9 protein-coding genes and 1 pseudogene are annotated in these 15711 nt (G+C 67.4%); 2 read left to right on the top strand and 8 right to left on the bottom strand.

From position 1 onward, the window contains the following. Positions 1-83: 83 nt before the first annotated feature. Positions 84-1526 carry an NAD-dependent succinate-semialdehyde dehydrogenase gene (locus tag ACN9MV_RS23555; protein ID WP_093058857.1) on the top strand — a complete coding sequence of 481 codons (1443 nt, stop codon included), beginning with the start codon at positions 84-86 and terminating at the stop codon, positions 1524-1526. A gap of 7 nt (positions 1527-1533) precedes the next feature. Here ACN9MV_RS23555 and ACN9MV_RS23550 read toward each other — a convergent pair whose 3' ends face one another. From ACN9MV_RS23550 to ACN9MV_RS23540, 3 genes are all read right to left on the bottom strand, one after another. Further along, entirely contained in the window at positions 1534-2250 is a 717-nt protein-coding gene (locus ACN9MV_RS23550) for an MgtC/SapB family protein (RefSeq protein WP_093058856.1), read from the bottom strand. 119 nt (positions 2251-2369) lie between these two features. Beyond that, the gene (gene mgtA, locus ACN9MV_RS23545; RefSeq protein ID WP_426389726.1) at positions 2370-5138 is read right to left on the bottom strand and encodes a magnesium-translocating P-type ATPase; all 2769 of its coding nucleotides are present in this window, start codon (positions 5136-5138) and stop codon (positions 2370-2372) included. A 215-nt stretch (positions 5139-5353) separates the two neighbouring features. Further along, entirely contained in the window at positions 5354-5557 is a 204-nt protein-coding gene (locus ACN9MV_RS23540) for a hypothetical protein (protein ID WP_093081375.1), read from the bottom strand. A gap of 821 nt (positions 5558-6378) precedes the next feature. Here ACN9MV_RS23540 and ACN9MV_RS23535 point away from each other — a divergent pair. Continuing rightward, complete coding sequence (locus ACN9MV_RS23535) at positions 6379-6876, top strand: low molecular weight protein-tyrosine-phosphatase (protein ID WP_093179706.1); 498 nt, start codon at positions 6379-6381, stop codon at positions 6874-6876. Here ACN9MV_RS23535 and ACN9MV_RS23530 read toward each other — a convergent pair. The 5 genes and pseudogenes from ACN9MV_RS23530 to ACN9MV_RS23510 all read right to left on the bottom strand — a co-directional run bounded on the left by ACN9MV_RS23530 (position 6842) and on the right by ACN9MV_RS23510 (position 15711). Beyond that, complete coding sequence (locus ACN9MV_RS23530) at positions 6842-13210, bottom strand: autotransporter outer membrane beta-barrel domain-containing protein (RefSeq protein ID WP_426393194.1); 6369 nt, start codon at positions 13208-13210, stop codon at positions 6842-6844. The two genes, ACN9MV_RS23535 and ACN9MV_RS23530, sit on opposite strands and share 35 nt — an antisense overlap. A 36-nt stretch (positions 13211-13246) precedes the next feature. Beyond that, positions 13247-13333, bottom strand: a pseudogene (locus ACN9MV_RS23525) (ESPR-type extended signal peptide-containing protein); the annotation flags it as partial. Positions 13334-13469: 136 nt separating this feature from the next. Beyond that, complete coding sequence (locus ACN9MV_RS23520; protein WP_426389724.1) at positions 13470-13889, bottom strand: acyl-CoA thioesterase; 420 nt, start codon at positions 13887-13889, stop codon at positions 13470-13472. Further along, positions 13889-15190, bottom strand: coding sequence for a TRAP transporter large permease (locus tag ACN9MV_RS23515; protein ID WP_093058852.1), 1302 nt, complete (start codon positions 15188-15190; stop codon positions 13889-13891). The genes ACN9MV_RS23520 and ACN9MV_RS23515 overlap by 1 nt, the downstream gene beginning before the upstream one ends. Next, positions 15187-15711 (bottom strand): TRAP transporter small permease, encoded by a 525-nt coding sequence (locus tag ACN9MV_RS23510; protein ID WP_256216979.1) that lies wholly within the window; start codon positions 15709-15711, stop codon positions 15187-15189. Before ACN9MV_RS23510 ends, ACN9MV_RS23515 begins: the two co-directional genes overlap by 4 nt.

The following is a 15711-nucleotide window of genomic DNA, read 5'->3' as shown; positions in this document are numbered from 1 at the left end:
TCCTTTCGGGTGCAGAGCCGCACAGCACCTCCAGAATTCCCCATTCTTCTTTTCATCATCCAGTCCCCGAAGGAAAGTTCGCCATGACCGCCACCTACACCGACACCCGCCTGCTGATCGACAACGAATGGGTCGACGCCACCGGCGGCAAGACGCTGGACGTAGTGAACCCCGCCACCGGCAAGGCCATCGGCAAGGTGGCTCACGCCAGCATCGCCGACCTCGACCGCGCCCTGGCCGCCGCACAACGCGGTTTCGAGACCTGGCGCAATACCCCTGCCAATGAGCGCGCCGCCGTCATGCGCCGCGCCGCCGGCCTGATCCGCGAACGCGCCCCCGAAATCGCCAAGCTCCTGACGCAAGAGCAGGGCAAGCCGCTGGCCGAAGCCAAGGGCGAAACGCTGGCTGCCGCTGACATCATCGAATGGTTCGCCGACGAAGGCCGCCGCGTCTACGGCCGCATCGTGCCCTCGCGCAACCTGGCCGCACAGCAGCTCGTGCTGAAGGAGCCGCTGGGCCCCGTCGCCGCGTTCACGCCGTGGAACTTCCCGATCAACCAGATCGTGCGCAAGCTCGGCGCTGCGCTGGCCACCGGCTGCTCGTTCCTGGTGAAGGCGCCCGAAGAAACCCCGGCATCGCCAGCCGCGCTGCTGCAGGCTTTTGTCGATGCAGGCATTCCGCCCGGCACCGTGGGCCTGGTGTTCGGCAACCCCGCTGAAATCTCGAACTACCTGATCGCCCACCCGATCATCCGCAAGGTCACCTTCACCGGCTCGACCCCGGTCGGCAAGCAACTCGCCGCGTTGGCCGGTTCGCACATGAAGCGCGTGACGATGGAACTGGGCGGTCACGCTCCGGTGATCGTGGCCGAAGACGCCGACGTGGCGCTGGCCGTCAAGGCAGCGGGCGCGGCCAAGTTCCGCAATGCGGGCCAGGTCTGCATCTCGCCGACCCGCTTCCTGGTGCACAACAGCCTGCGCGAAGAATTCGCCCGCACGCTGGTCAAGTACACCGAAGGCCTGAAGCTCGGCGACGGCCTCGCCGAAGGCACGACCATCGGCCCGCTGGCCAACGCCCGCCGCCTCACGGCCATGGCCCATGTGCTGGAAGACGCGCGCAAGAAGGGCGCCACCGTGGCGGCCGGCGGCGAACGCGTGGGCGACACCGGCAACTTCTTCGCCCCCACCGTGCTGACCGACGTGCCGCTGGACGCCGACGTGTTCAACAACGAACCCTTCGGCCCCATCGCCGCCATCCGCGGCTTCGACAAGCTCGAAGAAGCGATTGCAGAAGCCAACCGCCTGCCCTTCGGCCTGGCCGGCTATGCTTTCACCAAGTCGATCAAGAACGCGCACCTGCTGAGCCAGAAGCTCGAACTCGGCATGCTGTGGATCAACCAGCCCGCCACGCCGTCGCCCGAAATGCCGTTCGGCGGTGTGAAGGATTCGGGCTACGGTTCGGAAGGCGGCCCCGAAGCGCTCGAGGCCTACCTGAACACCAAGGCCGTTTCGATCCTCGGCGTTTGATCGGCGCTTAGTCTTCGGCGGAGGCGTTCCAGAACGCCTGCTGCACGCCGTCGAGCGTTTCAAGCTCGGCAATCACTTGGTCGAGCTCCAGCGGCTCGACTGCGGTGGCGTACAGCGTTGCCTCGATTTCCGTGTCGGCCGGCCCGAAGGCGTGCTGGTCGACGTCGCGCACCGGGTAGTTCGCGGCTTCCAGGAGCAGCAGCAACTGGTCCATTACCTCGGGCCGCGCCGCGCGCGAGCAGATCACGCGCACCGCATAGGTCGCCTCGCTCGATTCTTCGCTGATCGGGCGGCGGTTGATCCGGTTGACCACCGGCCGCAGCAGCGTGTTGCTGGCGAGTACGAACAGCGCGGCGATCATCGCCTCGCCCAGCAGATCGGCGCCCGCGCAGGCGCCTACCGCCGCCGACCCCCACAGCGTGGCCGCCGTGTTCAGGCCCGTGATGTTGGCGCCTTCCTTCATGATCGCGCCCGCGCCCAGGAACCCGATGCCCGAGACCACGTAGGCCACCACGTGCACAGCCCCGTCCTGGCCGTGCAGCCGATTGGCCATATCGACGAACACCGCCGCACCCACGGCCACCAGCGTGTTGGTGCGCAGGCCCGCGGTGCGCTGTCGTATCTGCCGCTCGAGGCCGATCAGCGAGCCGAGGACGAACGCGGCCGCGACGCTGATGAAAGTGTCGAGCAGCGAGAGCAGGTTGATGTTCTGGATGGCTTGCATCGAAAGGTTCTTTCTTGTCGGTAGGCCCCGCATCGGGAGCCAGGGCATATTTGACGTTGCCAGGATGAAACCTTGTTGGCGAGTTGTTCGGGGCACTAGTTGATCGGCGAGCATTCATCTCACTGCCACCCATACCGCCGCGCATACCACCCCTTCACCGCCTGCGTCAGCAACGCATAGCCGACCAGCATGGCGACAAGCCAGGGGAAGTACATCAACGGCAGTGCCTGCAGCTTGAAGTAGTGCGCCAGCGGCCCCATCGGCAGCCAGATGCCCACCGCCGCAATCGCCGCACCCATGATCAGCAGCGGCCATGCCGCGCGGCTTTGCAGGAAAGGAATCTTGCGCGTGCGGATCAGATGCACGATCAGCGTCTGCGACAGCAGGCCCTCGACGAACCATCCCGACTGGAACAGCGTCTGGTGGCCCACCGTGTTGGCCGCGAAGACGAACCACATCACCGCGAACGTGAGGATGTCGAACACCGAGCTCAGCGGGCCGAAGAACACCATGAAACGGCCCAGGTCCGCCGGGTTCCAGCGCTGCGGGCTCTTCAGAAACTCCTCGTCCACGTTGTCGAACGGAATCGCGATCTGCGACACGTCGTACAGCAGGTTCTGCACCAGCAGGTGCAGCGGCAGCATCGGCAGGAACGGAAGGAACGCGCTCGCCACCAGCACCGAGAACACATTGCCGAAGTTCGAACTGGCAGTGAGCTTGATGTACTTGAGCATGTTCGCAAAAGTGCGGCGCCCCTGGATCACGCCTTGCTCCAGCACCATCAGGCTCTTCTCCAACAGGATGATGTCGGCCGACTCCTTGGCCACGTCCACCGCGCCGTCCACCGAGATGCCGATGTCCGCGGCGCGCAGCGCGGGCGCGTCGTTGATGCCGTCGCCCATGAAGCCCACCACATGGCCATTGGCATGCAGCGCGTGCACGATGCGCTCCTTGTGGGCAGGCGTGAGCTTGGCGAACACCTGGTGCGCTTCGACCACCAGGCGCAGGTCGGCATCGGCCATGTCCTCGATCTCTCGGCCGAGCACGATGCGGCCGACTTCCAGTCCCACGTCGGCGCAGACCTTGCGCGTGACCAGTTCGTTGTCGCCCGTCAGCACCTTCACGGCCACGCCGTGCTCGGCCAGCGCGCGCAATGCGGGCGCGGTGGATTCCTTCGGAGGGTCTAGGAAGGCGACGTAGCCCAGCAGCGTGAGCCCTGACTCATCGGCCACGCCGTAGGCCGGCTTCCGTGCCTCGGTCTTCAGCGAACGGCTGGCCACGGCCACCACACGCAGGCCCTGGGCATTGAGCTCCGATGCCACGCGATGGATGCGCGCCAGCACCTCCGCATCGAGCGCCAGCACTTCAGCGCCACGCTCGACCGAGGTGCATACCGACAGAATCTCTTCCAGCGCACCCTTGCAGATCAGCAGGTGCTCGCTGCCGCCATTGGCCACCACCACCGACATGCGCCGGCGCGAGAAATCGAAGGGCACTTCGTCGATCTTGCGATAGGCCGTCTGCAGACGCGTTTCGAGTTGCAGCTCGGCATGGCTCAGCACGGCTTTGTCGAGCAGGTTCTTCAGACCCGTCTGGTGAAAGCTGTTGAGGTAGGCCAGCTGCAACACGTGGTCCGAGCCTTCGCCCCAGGCGTTGGTGTGGCGCTCGAGCACGATGCGATCCTGCGTCAGGGTGCCGGTCTTGTCGGTGCACAGCACGTCCATTGCGCCGAAGTTGTGGATGGCTTCGAGCCGCTTCACGATCACCTTCTGGCGCGACATCACGACCGCACCCTTGGCCAGCGTGGCCGTCACGATCATCGGCAGCATCTCGGGCGTGAGGCCGACCGCGATAGACAGCGCGAACAGCGCCGCCTCCCACCAGTCGCCCTTGGCAACGCCATTGATCACCAGCACCAGCGGCGCCATCACCAGCATGAAGCGGATCAGCACCCAGCTCACGCGGTTGATGCCTGCCTGGAACGCGCTGGTGCCGCGATCAGTGGCTGTCACGCGTTGCGCCAGCGCACCGAAGAATGTGCGATCGCCCGTGTGCACGATGAGCGCGGTGGCGGTGCCGCTGATCACGTTGGTGCCCATGAAGAGCAGGTTCTCGCGTTCGAGCACGCCCGCCGCGTGGTCGCCGCGATCGACGACGAATTTTTCCACCGGCATGGCCTCGCCCGTCAGCGCGGACTGGCTGATGAACAGGTCCTTGGCGGTGAGCAGTCGGCAATCGGCCGGGATCATGTCGCCGGCCGACAGCGCGATCACCTCGCCCGGCACCAGGTCGCGCATCGGCACTTCGACGCGCACCGTACCGGCGTGCGTGGTGTCGAAGCCCTCGTCGCCAGCGGCACCCGCCTTGTAGCCCGGCGCAGGCCGCAGCACGGTGGAGGTGTTGCTCACCATGGCCTTGAGCCGGTCGGCCGCCTTGTTGGAGCGCGACTCCTGCAGGAAGCGCAGCACCGTCGACAGCACCACCATGCTGCCGATCACGAGCGTGGCCTTCATGTCCTCGGTGACATAGGAGACCAGCGCCAGCACCGTCAGCAGCAGGTTGAACGGATTGCGGTAGCACTGCCACAGGTGCTGCCACCAGGGCAGCGGCTGCTCGTGGCGAACCTCGTTGCTGCCGAGGCGCTTGCGCAGCACTTGCGCATGGCCTTCGCTGAGGCCGCGCGGCGAACTGTTGAGCTTGAGCAGCATCTCGCCGGCATCGGTGCGCGAGGCGGTGCCCAGTGCCTTCGCGATGTCGGGCGGCATGCTGACGAAGGAGCCGGTGCCGACGGGCTTCGATCCCAGCAGCGTCTGCCAGCGCTCGAAGTGATGCAGCATGTGGCGGCTGCGCAGGAAGCTTTCGAAGAAAGACTTCAGGACGTTTTTCATGGGGTTCTCCTTCGGGGCGGCCGCCGCCCGCCCAGGGAGAACCTCCGGGCATCAATCAGCCAGGAGCAACCCTTTGCGAAGCGCGGCGGCGGGCCGCGTTGTTGTTGGTGCAATCGATCGAAGCGAAGGGGGCGCGCTACGGCGCAAATGAGAGGCTGGGTCCATCGTGTGCTCCCGGGTTGCTTGCAGGTTGAAAGAAGGGCTCGGAGCGCGGCTCAGCGGCGAGGCGCGCAGGCCGGCTGGAGCACCAGGAAGCTGCGGATGCGGCGCGTTGTCCAGAGCGCCGCGGCCTGGTCGAGCGAGGCATCGACGACGGGCGCGGCGTCAACTGCCGCAGGGTCGCGGACAGGCGCGTGCGCCGACGGGCGAACACGCTGCTGCTGTTCGTGCGGCTGACGACGAAGATGAAAGTGACGCATGACAAGACTCCTTCGCAGTGAAGGGCCTCGTGCACGGACGCACGCAAGCTGACTGAAAAAGTCAGCGACGAAACGACGGGAATCGGGAGGAGGGGAACCGCTTGCCGATGAGGCAAGAGGGCCACGCTGTGTGCACACCGGCACGCAGCGCGGGAGAAGCCTGCGCTAGAGAGCCGGGTGTGTCACGCCTGCCGAGGCACGCGTCTTGTCACTGATCCAACTGGCACTGTCCACGCACGGGGCTCCGAAATGAAGATGCAGGATTGTTGCACTGCGGCACGAACAGCGTCAACCATTTTGGCCATGTCCCTCGATGCCGGCATGGTAGTTATCGCCTCACTGTTGCGGTTACGTCCCGCTTGTGCGGGCACCTGAGACGGTCGTGCAAACTGCGCGCCCTCACTTCACAGAACATCCGCGCTGACTTCATGCTGAATTCACTTCACTTGAGCACACTGGCTTCGACAGCAGACGGCGCTGGTAGAGGCGAGGGAGGAATAAAATCGCTCAGGGAAGTGCCTCGATGCCGACTGCTGTCACCTTTCACGGTCTGCAGGACCATCAGACCAGATCGCTCGGGCGTGAAAAAGCCCGCACGAAGCGGGCTTTGGGAATGTGGTCGTGAACTCTTACGCGGTCCACGCTACGGCAAATTCTTTTGCATGAAGTCATTATTGTTTTTCTCGTCGTAGTGACTTCGACGCGCTGGTGTGAGATTCAGCTTGCCTGGCCAGGCAGTGCTCAGGATCATTGAGCGAGGTCGCATTGTAGCCTCTCTGCCGCATCCATCAGCCCGCGAAATCATCCAGCCGTTGTCGCATATGAAGAAACTGGCAATTCTGTTTATTTGCACCGGCAACATCTGCCGCTCCCCCACAGCCCACGTCCTGTTGATGCACAAGGCCCGCGCAGTGGGTTTCCACGTCGAAGTCGACAGTGCAGCCGTCTCCGACGAAGAGCGCGGCAATCCGCCCGATCCACGCTCCGTGGCCGAGGCCAAACGCCGCGGCATCGAGATGCACGCCCATTCCGCGCGGCAGGTCCGCAAGGCCGACTTCGAACGTTTCGACCTGATCATCGGCATGACTGCCCAGCATTGCGCCGCGCTGCGCCGGCTCGCGCCCGCAGGCACGGCCCACAAGGTGCACCTGTTCACCGAATTCGCCGAGGGCGTCGAAGGCGATGTGCCCGACCCCTGGTATGGCGGGCAACAGGCTTTTGTCGAAGTCTTCGACCTGATCGATCTTGGCGTCGATGGCCTGCTGACGAGGCTGGCCGCGCTTGCTACCAGCGCACCCGCACACCCAGCGACGCGTTGATCGAGCTCTTCAAGCGCGCCGCGCCGCCCGAGGCCCACAGCTTGCCCAGCTCCCCGTAGAGCGAGGCGCGCTCGCCGAGAGCGAGCGTCACGCCACCGGCCACTTCGGTGCTGGTCGAGCCCGTTTCGCTGCGGATGGCCGTGCCGCCGCCGAAGTTCAGGAACTGCGTCACGTCGGCACCGCCGGAGGCGTGGAACACGTTGATGCGTCCATAGGGCTGCAGCGTCCCGGCGCCGGTGGCGATCTCGCCCTTGATGCGCACGCCTGCGCGCACGATGAGGCCGTCATGCGGGTCCTGTGTCACCGCGGCGCCGGAGATGCCCGTGTCGTCCATGCGCAGGCGCTGGTGAATGAGCTGCAGCTGCGGTTCCACGATCCAGCCGCTGCCGATGCCGAAGGCCTTGCCCACCTCGATGGAGGCCAGCAGGCTCTTGCCCTTGCCCGAGCTGCCGAAGGTCGCGAACGGCTGCACGTTGTAGCGGTGCTGGCCGGCCTGCAGCACGGCATCGGCGTACCAGCCCTCGTCGCCGTGCCAGGTGGCGTAGGCGCCGAGGTAGCGGCTGCGCAGGTCGTTGGAACCCACGTCCAGCCCCTGGATGCCGCGCGCGAAGCCGTTCACGCGGATATTGCCTTCGAGCTGGCCGACGTAGACGCCCACGTTCCAGCGGGTGTCGGCCCACAGGTCGGTACCGGCCTGGAAGCCGTGGAGGCGACCCTTGCTCTGCGCGTTCGCAGTGCCGCGCTGGCTCGCGTCGATGTCGGTGCTGATCAGGCGGCCCCAGGCGCGGCGACCGCGAGCGCTGGCGCCGTCGGTGGCGAGCCGCGTGTCGTCGCCGCCGCGCAGGTGCAGGTTGCCCAGCATTTCGAGGTTGCCTTGGCGCAGCTGTTGCGCCAGCGCGGCATACAGCGGCACTTCGATGCGGTAGGTAGGCAACCCGCCGATCCCGCCCGGCCCGCCCGGTGCTCCAGGAAGGCCGCCGGTGGTGGAGCGCAGGTACCAGTTCTCGCCGCTGCCGCTGGCATCCGCCGGATACAGCCGGTACTCGTAGGCGCCAGCGTCCACGTGGCCGCCGGCCAGCGAGAAGGCGTCCCTGGTGGTCTGTGCGGTGGTGGTCGCGCCGTTCAGGGCGCTGATCACCTCGATGCCGTTGCCCGTCGTCAGCGCGCCCAGTCCGCCGAGGTTGATGATCTGCACCGTGGTGCGCCCGCTCGCGGTCGCGCCGGCGCCGTCGAGCACCAGGCGGTCCGAGGGGCCGGTGGCATTGAGCACCGCGCCCAGTTGCAGGATGCCGTTGTTGCTCGTGTAGGGCCCGGTGACGGTGAGCGTGGTGCCCGGCGCGGCGCCGGCCAGCGAGACCGTGCCGCTGTTGGCCAGCGCGGCCACCGTCTGGCTGAAGCCGGCCAGGTCGAGCGTCGCACCCGCGGACACGCTGGTGGCGGAGGCAGGGCTCAACGCATTGGCCGCGCCTGCGCGCAGCGTGCCCGCGTCCACCTGCGTTGCACCGGTGTAGGTGTTGGCGGTGCCGGCCAGCGTCAGCGTGCCGCTGCCCTCCTTGACGAGCGCGCCGCCGCCGCTGACGGCGCCCGTGAGCGTGCCGTTGAAGGCACCGGTGTCGACCACCGCGCCGCCGCCGCCGGCGGCGAGCGTCACGTTGTTGGCGACCGTCAGGCCATCGGCCGCAAGACCGAGCGTGGTGCCGCCGGACATCGCAAGCGCGCCCGTGCCCAGTGCCGCATTGGCGCCCACGTCGATGCGGCCCTGTGTGAGCGATGTGCCGCCCGCATAGCTGTTCGCGCCGGTCAGCGTGAAGGTGCCCGTGCCTTGCTTGACCAGGTCGCCGCTGCCGCTGAGCGTGCCGCCGAAGGTGGTGCTGGTGTTGTCGCCGCCGGTCGTGAGCGTTGCGCTGCCGAGCTGGAGTTCGCCGCCGGCCGTGCCGCCGCCGGACAGCGAGCCGATGGTCTGGTTGAAACCGTTCAGGTCCAGCGTTGCGCCCGCCGTGTTGGCCAGTGCGATCGGCGCGGTGGGATTCAGCAGGTCCGGCGCGCCGAAGCGCAGCGTGCCGGCCGCGACGGTGGTGGCGCCCGTGAGGGTGCTGGTGCCTGCGAGCGTCAGCGTGCCTGCGCCCGACTTGACCAGGCCGCCACTGCCGCCGAGCGCGCCGCTGGCGGTGAAGTCCAGACCCGGATCGACGATCTCGATGCCGCCGCCCGCCGCGCCGATGTTCAGGTTGCGCGCGGTACCGGTGAACGTGGTGCCCGTCACCTGCAGGCGCCCGCCGTCCAGCGTCACATTGCCGGCGGCCGCGCCGAGGTTCACATCGGCGGAAACGGACAGCGTGCCGCCCTGCACCGCGGTGCCGCCGGTGTAGGTGTTGGTGCCGCCGAGAACCAGCGTGCCGTCGCCGGTCTTGGCGATGCCGGCCGTGCCCGCGACCGTGTTGTTCAGCGTGGCGGTGAAGCCGGCCGAGCCCGCGCCGCCGTCGCCGACGCGGATCTCCGCCTTCGCGCCGCCCCCCGCGCCCAGCAGCGTCAGCGCGTCGCCGGTCAGCGTGTAGCCGTTGCTCGCGAACTGCAGGCCGGTGGCCTGCACCGCGCCGCCGGTGTTGTCCACCGTCACGGTGCCCGGCGCGCCGGTGAAGATCGCGAAGCCCGGTTGCGGCTGCATCGGCAGCGAGATGTTGCCCACCGCATCGGTCCACACCGGCGAGGTGGTCGACCAAGTGCCGGTGCCGCCGCCCGACTGCGTCGGACTGGCCAGGCCATTGGCATTCCAGAAGTCCAGCGTCATGCCCGTGCTGTTGACGAGCGTGAAGCGCTTGTCGGCGCTGAGGTTCTGCAGGACCACCGTGGCGCCGCCGGGCACACCGCCCAGCGTCAACGTGCCGCCGCCCGTGAGCGCGCCGCCGTAGTCCACGAGCCGGTACACACCGGGGCCGAAGCCGCCGGTGTCCGTCACGTTGATGGTGGTGTTGCCCGCGATGAGGAGGTTGCCGCCCACGCTCACGCTGTCGCTCTGGCCGGGCGTGGCGAAGTTGGCGCCGGGCGTGCCGAACTGATAGTCGAACACGCTGCCGTTGGCAAGTGACAGGCTGCCGCCGATGGTGAGCATGCCCATCGCGCCGGGGGTGCCCGGTGCCAGCACGGCAGTGTTGTTGAGCGTGACATCGCCACCGATGCGGCCATTGCCCGACAGCGTGGAGCCGTTCTGCATCGTGACCGCGCCGCTCCCGGTGGCGCTGCCGGTCGCGTTGCCCACCTGCAGCGTGCCGCTGGCGACCACAGTCGGCCCCGAGTAGGTGTTGGCGTTGTTCAGCGCCAGCGTGCCGGTGCTGCCCATCGAGATTCCCCCGGCGCCGCTGACCGTGCCGCCGAGCGTGATGTTCCTGGCGCCCGCGACACCCAGGTTGTCGTTGAGCACGACGTCGTTCGCCAGCGCCACGTCGGTGCTGGCGCTGAGCATCGCGGTGCTGGCCACCGTCAGCGCGCCGGTACCCAGGGCTGTGTTGTTGCCGACGCTGAGCGTGCCCGCCTGCAGGGTGACGCCGCCGCCGAAATTGTTGGCGTTGTTGAGTGCCAGCGTGCCGGTGCCGTTCTTGATGAGCGAGCCGGCACCGCTCACCGTGCCGTCGAGCGTGAGGTCTGCTGCACCGCCCACCGTGAGCCCCGCGCCTGCTCCGAGCGTGACGGCGTTGGTCAGCGCGAGTGCACCGCCCGTGCTCGACAGCGTGGCGTTGCCCGTCACGCCGAGCGTGCCGGTGCCCAGCGAGGTGCTGGTGCCCAGCGCGAGCTGGCCGCCGGCCAGCGTCACGCCGCCGCCGAAGTTGTTGGCGCCGCCCAGCGTGACGGCGGCGGTGCCGTTGACCGCGAGCGCGCCCGCACCGCCGATGACCCCGCCCAGCGTGAGCGCATTCGCGCCACCCAGGCCCAGCGTGGCGCCGCCGTTCAGCGTGACGTTGTTGCCCAGGGTAATGCCGGGTACGCCCGCGCTCAGGTTCGCGCTGCCGCTGACACCGAGCCCACCCGTGCCCAGCGCGAGGTTGTTGCCCACGCTGAGCGTGCCGCTGGCCAGGTTGACGCCGCCCAGAAGGCCGACGTTGGCGCCATTGAGGCCCAGCGTCGCCGTGCCGTTGTAGCCCAGCGCGCCGATGCCCGACACCAGCCCGCCGAGGGCGATGTTGTTGGCGCCGCCCACTGTCAGGCCCGCGTTGAGAACGACCGCGTTGCCCACGCTCACGTTCGCACTCGCATCGAGCGTGGCGGCGCCGTTGACCGTCAGCGCGCCCAGGCCCAGCGACGTGTTCGTGCCGATGCCCAGGCCGCCGGCCTGCAGGTTCACGCCGCCGGAGAAAGTGCTCGCGCCGCCCAGCGAGAGCTTGGCGGCACCGGTCTTGATGAGGCCGCCGAGGCCGCCGAGGGCGCCGTTGAGCGCCAGGTCGCTGCCGCTGCCGATGGTCAGGCCGGCATTGAGGTTGAAGTTGTTGGCAACGCTCACGGCCGCGCCGGCCGTGAGCGAGCCGGCACCGCTGACCGTGACCGCCCCCGTGCCCAGCGCGAGGTTGTTGCCGACGGTGAGCGCGCCGCCGCCCAGGTTGAAGCCGCCGGCGAAGTTGTTCGCGCCGTTGAGCGTGAGTCCCGGCGCACCGGCCAGGCTCATGCCGCCCGCGCCACTGATCGTGCCGTTGAGCGTCAGCGCACCGCCTCCGCCACCCGCGCCGAAGTTCAGTGTGTTGTTGAGCACGACAGCGTTGCCGATCGTCACGCCGGCCACACCGGTCAGCGAACCGGCGCCGTTGACGGTCAGCGCGCCCGAGCCGAGCGCGGAACTGTTGCCGAGGTCGATCGAGCCGGCCTGCAGCACGGTGCCGCCGCCGTAGTTGTTGCTGCCCGTCAGCGCCAGGGCGCCGCTGTTGAGCGTCAGGCTGCCGGCACCGGCAATGTTGCCGCCCAGAGTCAGGGCGCCTGCGCCGTTGAGCGACAGGGCGCCATTGAGCTGCACCGGGTTGGTGAGCGTGCCCGTGAAAGCGGTGTTCAGCGTGGCCGGACCACCGACCAGGAACAGGCCGGTGCCGAGCGAGCTGGCCGAGCCCAGCGTGAGCCCGCCCGCATTGAGCGCCAGCCCGCCGCTGAAGTTGTTGCTGCCGGACAGCGTCAGGGTGCCGGCCCCGTTCTTGATCAGCCCGCCCGCGCCGCTGATCGTGCCGCCAAGCGTCAGGCCGTTGGCGCCCTGCACGATCAGGCCGCCTGTCAGGTTGACGTTCTGCGCCAGCGCCAGGCCCGGGAGCGACGCCTCGATGGCGCCGCCGTTGGCCGTCAGCGCGCCGGTGCCGAAGGCCAGCGGGTTGTCGAAGACCGAGAGACCGCCGTTGAGCGTGGTGGCGCCGCTCACCACCGCGCCGGTGAGCGTCCACGTGCCGCTGTTGACGGTCAGGTTCTCGAAGTTGAGGTACTGCAGGCCCGAGATGTTGCCGGTGCCGCCCGTGCCGGAGCCGGGCCCGGCGATGGTGTTCTGCAGCACGAGCGTGTCGCTTCCGCCGACGCCCGCATCGACCGTGCCCGTGGCGGCGAATGTGAGCAGGCCCGGTGGGAGGGTGAGCGTGGGAATGGCCACGGCAGGCAGGGGTATCAGTGGATTGCCGATCGACGAGCCGGTCACCGCCACGAAGGTGTCGTTGCTGACTGTGGTGCCCAGCGAGACGCTGCCGTTGATGGTGCCCGCGTTGACGAAGGTGTTGCCGCCAGCGGTGGGGCTCTCGAAAGCCACGCGGCCCGTGATCGTTCCGGTGTTCGTGAAGTTGACGTTGCCGCCGCCGTAGACGGCGACCGCGATCGAGTTGACCGGATCGAAAGCGCCCAGCACGCTCACGCCGATCGAGCCGCTGTTGTTGAACGTCGTGGTTCCGGCGTTGGCGATGACCGCCGCCGTGCCGAGCAGGCCGAAGGTGCCGTCGAAGGTGCCTTCGAGCAAGCCCGAGTTGTTCACCGTGACGTTGCTGCTGGTGGGCGCGATCAGGTTGCCGATGGTCAGGGCCCGCGCGAGCACGAGGGACCCCGCCGCATTCGCATCGATGGCACCCAGGTTGTTGAGCGTGATGTTGTTGCCCCCAAGGGCCATCGCGGTGCCGCCGGGCAGCGTGCTCATGATGCCGCCCGCCTGCACCGTCACGGCGAGGCCGTTGGCGTTGCTGAGAAAACTGTTCGGGTTCGGCGGCAGCGTGATCGGCACGCCGGTGCAACTCACCGTGTCGTTGTCGATGGGGGCTGCGGGTGTGCATGCCGCCGCCGCTTCGCCGCTGTGAAACTGCAGCGCCGCCAGCACCGCGAGGGCAGGGAGCACGCTGTGGCATACAGCACCGGTGCTGCCTCTTGTCCTCCCTGAACCACTGCGCTTCGTCAGTTCCGATGCGACCCGGAACTCCCCCGACCGATGATCAAAGATGACACGGTAGACATGGTTCACGGCTCGCCTCCAGCCTTGTAATGGCTGTGATTATTTGTATCGAGGCGTGTGAAATGAAAGGGTACTGAAAGGCTTCACGGAGCGCGAAGCCGCGGCGAATGAGGTCCAAGGAATTAACCGGCGGCGCTGGCCGGCGCTATGCGCAGAGTGCGCGAATGTCCGGCGGAATCGGCACCGCGCGGATGCCGCCGCCCTCGCGTTTCGCGGCGAAGATCCGCACCTCTTCGCATTCGAGGATCAGGTCTTCGTCGCGCGTCACGCGGTAGGTCTGCACGAAACTCTTGTCGCGCCACTCGGTGATGCGCACCGCAATCTGCAGCGTGTCCCCATAGCTCGCGGCCTTCACGAAGCGCGTGTGCGTGTCGACCAGCGGCGTGCCGATCACGCCCAGCGTCTGCGCCGTTTCCTCCCAGCGCGGCACGCCGCACTCGGCAAAGAAGTGCCGGGAGGCCGCATCGATCCAGCGGAAGAAATTGGGAAACCAGACGATGCCGGCGGGGTCGCAATCGCCGAATTCGACGCGTGCGGTGTAGACGATTTCTTTGATGCTGCTCATCAGCCCATTCTCGTTGGCAGCCACAGGGCAATGATGGGGAAGGCGATCAGAATCACCAGCCGCACGATGTCGGTCACGATGAACGGCAGCACGCCCTTGAAGATGGTGGTGAAGCTCACGTCCTTCACCACGCTCTTTATGACGAACACGTTCATCCCCACCGGTGGATGGATGAGCCCCAGCTCCACCGTCATCACGATGATCACGCCGAACCAGATGGGGTCGAAGCCCAGGTGCACGATCACCGGGTAGATGATGGGCACGGTCAGGATGATCATCGCCATCGCATCCATCAGGCAGCCCAGCACCAGGTACATCAGCATGATGAGCGCGAGCACGCCGTAGCGGCCGATGCCCAGGCCGGTGAGAAATTCGGTGAGCTTCTGCGGGCTTTGCGTAATGGTGAGGAAGTAGCCGAACAGCAGCGCGCCGATCAGCACCGTGAACACCGCCGCGGCCGTGCGCGTGGCCGACAGCAGTGCCTCGCGGATCTTCGGGCCGTCGAGCTTGCGCCGCACCAGCCCGAGGATGAACGCGCCGCTCGCGCCCACGCCGCCCGCCTCTGTCGGCGTGAAGAAGCCGCCGTAGAGCCCGCCGATCACGAACACGAACAGCACCAGCGGCGCCCACACGTTCTTCAAATCCTTCAGGCGCTCCGACCACGGCTTGATCTCGCCGCCGGGCAGCCAGTCGGGCCGCAGTTTCACGATGATCGCGATGGTCAGCACGTACATGGCCATCGCGAGGATGCCGGGCACGATGCCCGCCATGAAGAGCTTGCCGATGTCCTGCTGCGTGAGGATGGCGTACACCGCCAGCACGGTCGAGGGCGGCAATATCGCGCCCAGCGTGCCGCCCGCGGCAATCACGCCGGTGGAAAACGACTGCGGATAGTTGAAGCGCCGCATCTCCGGATACGCCACCGCCGAGAACGTGGCGGCCGTGGCTACCGACGAGCCGCAGATTGCCGCGAAGCCGCCGCACGCCACCACGGTGGCCACGCCGAGCCCGCCGCGCAGGTGGCCGATCATTGAGTTCGCAGCCTTGAAGAGTTCACGGCTCACACCCGACACCGATACCAGCGCGCCCATCAGCATGAACATGGGGATCACGCCGAAGGTGTAGTCGGTCACGGTGCGCATGGAGGTCTGGCCCACCAGCTTCAGCGCGGGCCCGGGCCCGACGAGGTAGCTGTAGCCCACCACGCCGACCAGCCCCATCGCCATGCCGACCGGCACGCGCAACAACATCAACACGAAGAGGGCGACGAAGCCCAGGATGGCAACTGCATCGGGGCTCATTCATCAGCCTTCTGTTCGGGGTGGATTTCTTCGAGCTGCTCGGGGTGGAAGATCAGCCTGTAGGTGCGGATGGCGATCAGCAGCACCGCGCACACGTCGCCGGCCCAGGCCACCGCGTAGAAGGGCCAGGTCGGAATGTTGAGGTCGTAGGTCTGCACGTTGTCGACGTAGGTGCCGCGCACCTTGTCGAACAGCATGGCGGTCTGCACCGCCACCACGAACAGCAGCACCAGCGTGGCGAACACGTCGATCACGCGTTTCATGCGCGGGCCCGCAGCCGTCCAGACGAGGTCGACCGTGATGTGGCCGCCGCGATAACTGGTGGCCGCGATGCCCCAGAAGATCAGGATGCCCAGCAGCATGCGGCCGAAATCGTATGCGTCGGGGATCGAGGTGTCGAAGAACTTGCGCAGCACCACGGCCACGAAGATGTTGAGCGCGACGATCCCCACGAAGATGGCGGCAAGCCATTCGATCGTGTTGATCGCGCGGTCCATATAGCTGGCGGACCGTGTAGCCAT

This window comes from Variovorax sp. R-27 (genome assembly GCF_049913215.1).
Classification (GTDB): domain Bacteria; phylum Pseudomonadota; class Gammaproteobacteria; order Burkholderiales; family Burkholderiaceae_C; genus Variovorax.
The sequence above is the reverse complement of the archived record's forward strand: the minus strand, read 5'-3'. Positions and strand labels throughout refer to the sequence as shown.

What these genes read in the sequence shown, in the direction of transcription:
- ACN9MV_RS23555 (WP_093058857.1), top strand. Translation starts at nt 84, where the DNA reads ATGACCGCCACCTACACCGACACCCGCCTGCTGATCGACAACGAATGG.
- ACN9MV_RS23540 (WP_093081375.1), bottom strand. Translation starts at nt 5,557, where the DNA reads ATGCGTCACTTTCATCTTCGTCGTCAGCCGCACGAACAGCAGCAGCGT.
- ACN9MV_RS23535 (WP_093179706.1), top strand. Translation starts at nt 6,379, where the DNA reads ATGAAGAAACTGGCAATTCTGTTTATTTGCACCGGCAACATCTGCCGC.
- ACN9MV_RS23550 (WP_093058856.1), bottom strand. Translation starts at nt 2,250, where the DNA reads ATGCAAGCCATCCAGAACATCAACCTGCTCTCGCTGCTCGACACTTTC.
- ACN9MV_RS23520 (WP_426389724.1), bottom strand. Translation starts at nt 13,889, where the DNA reads ATGAGCAGCATCAAAGAAATCGTCTACACCGCACGCGTCGAATTCGGC.
- ACN9MV_RS23515 (WP_093058852.1), bottom strand. Translation starts at nt 15,190, where the DNA reads ATGAGCCCCGATGCAGTTGCCATCCTGGGCTTCGTCGCCCTCTTCGTG.
- mgtA (WP_426389726.1), bottom strand. Translation starts at nt 5,138, where the DNA reads ATGAAAAACGTCCTGAAGTCTTTCTTCGAAAGCTTCCTGCGCAGCCGC.
- ACN9MV_RS23510 (WP_256216979.1), bottom strand. Translation starts at nt 15,711, where the DNA reads ATGGCTACACGGTCCGCCAGCTATATGGACCGCGCGATCAACACGATC.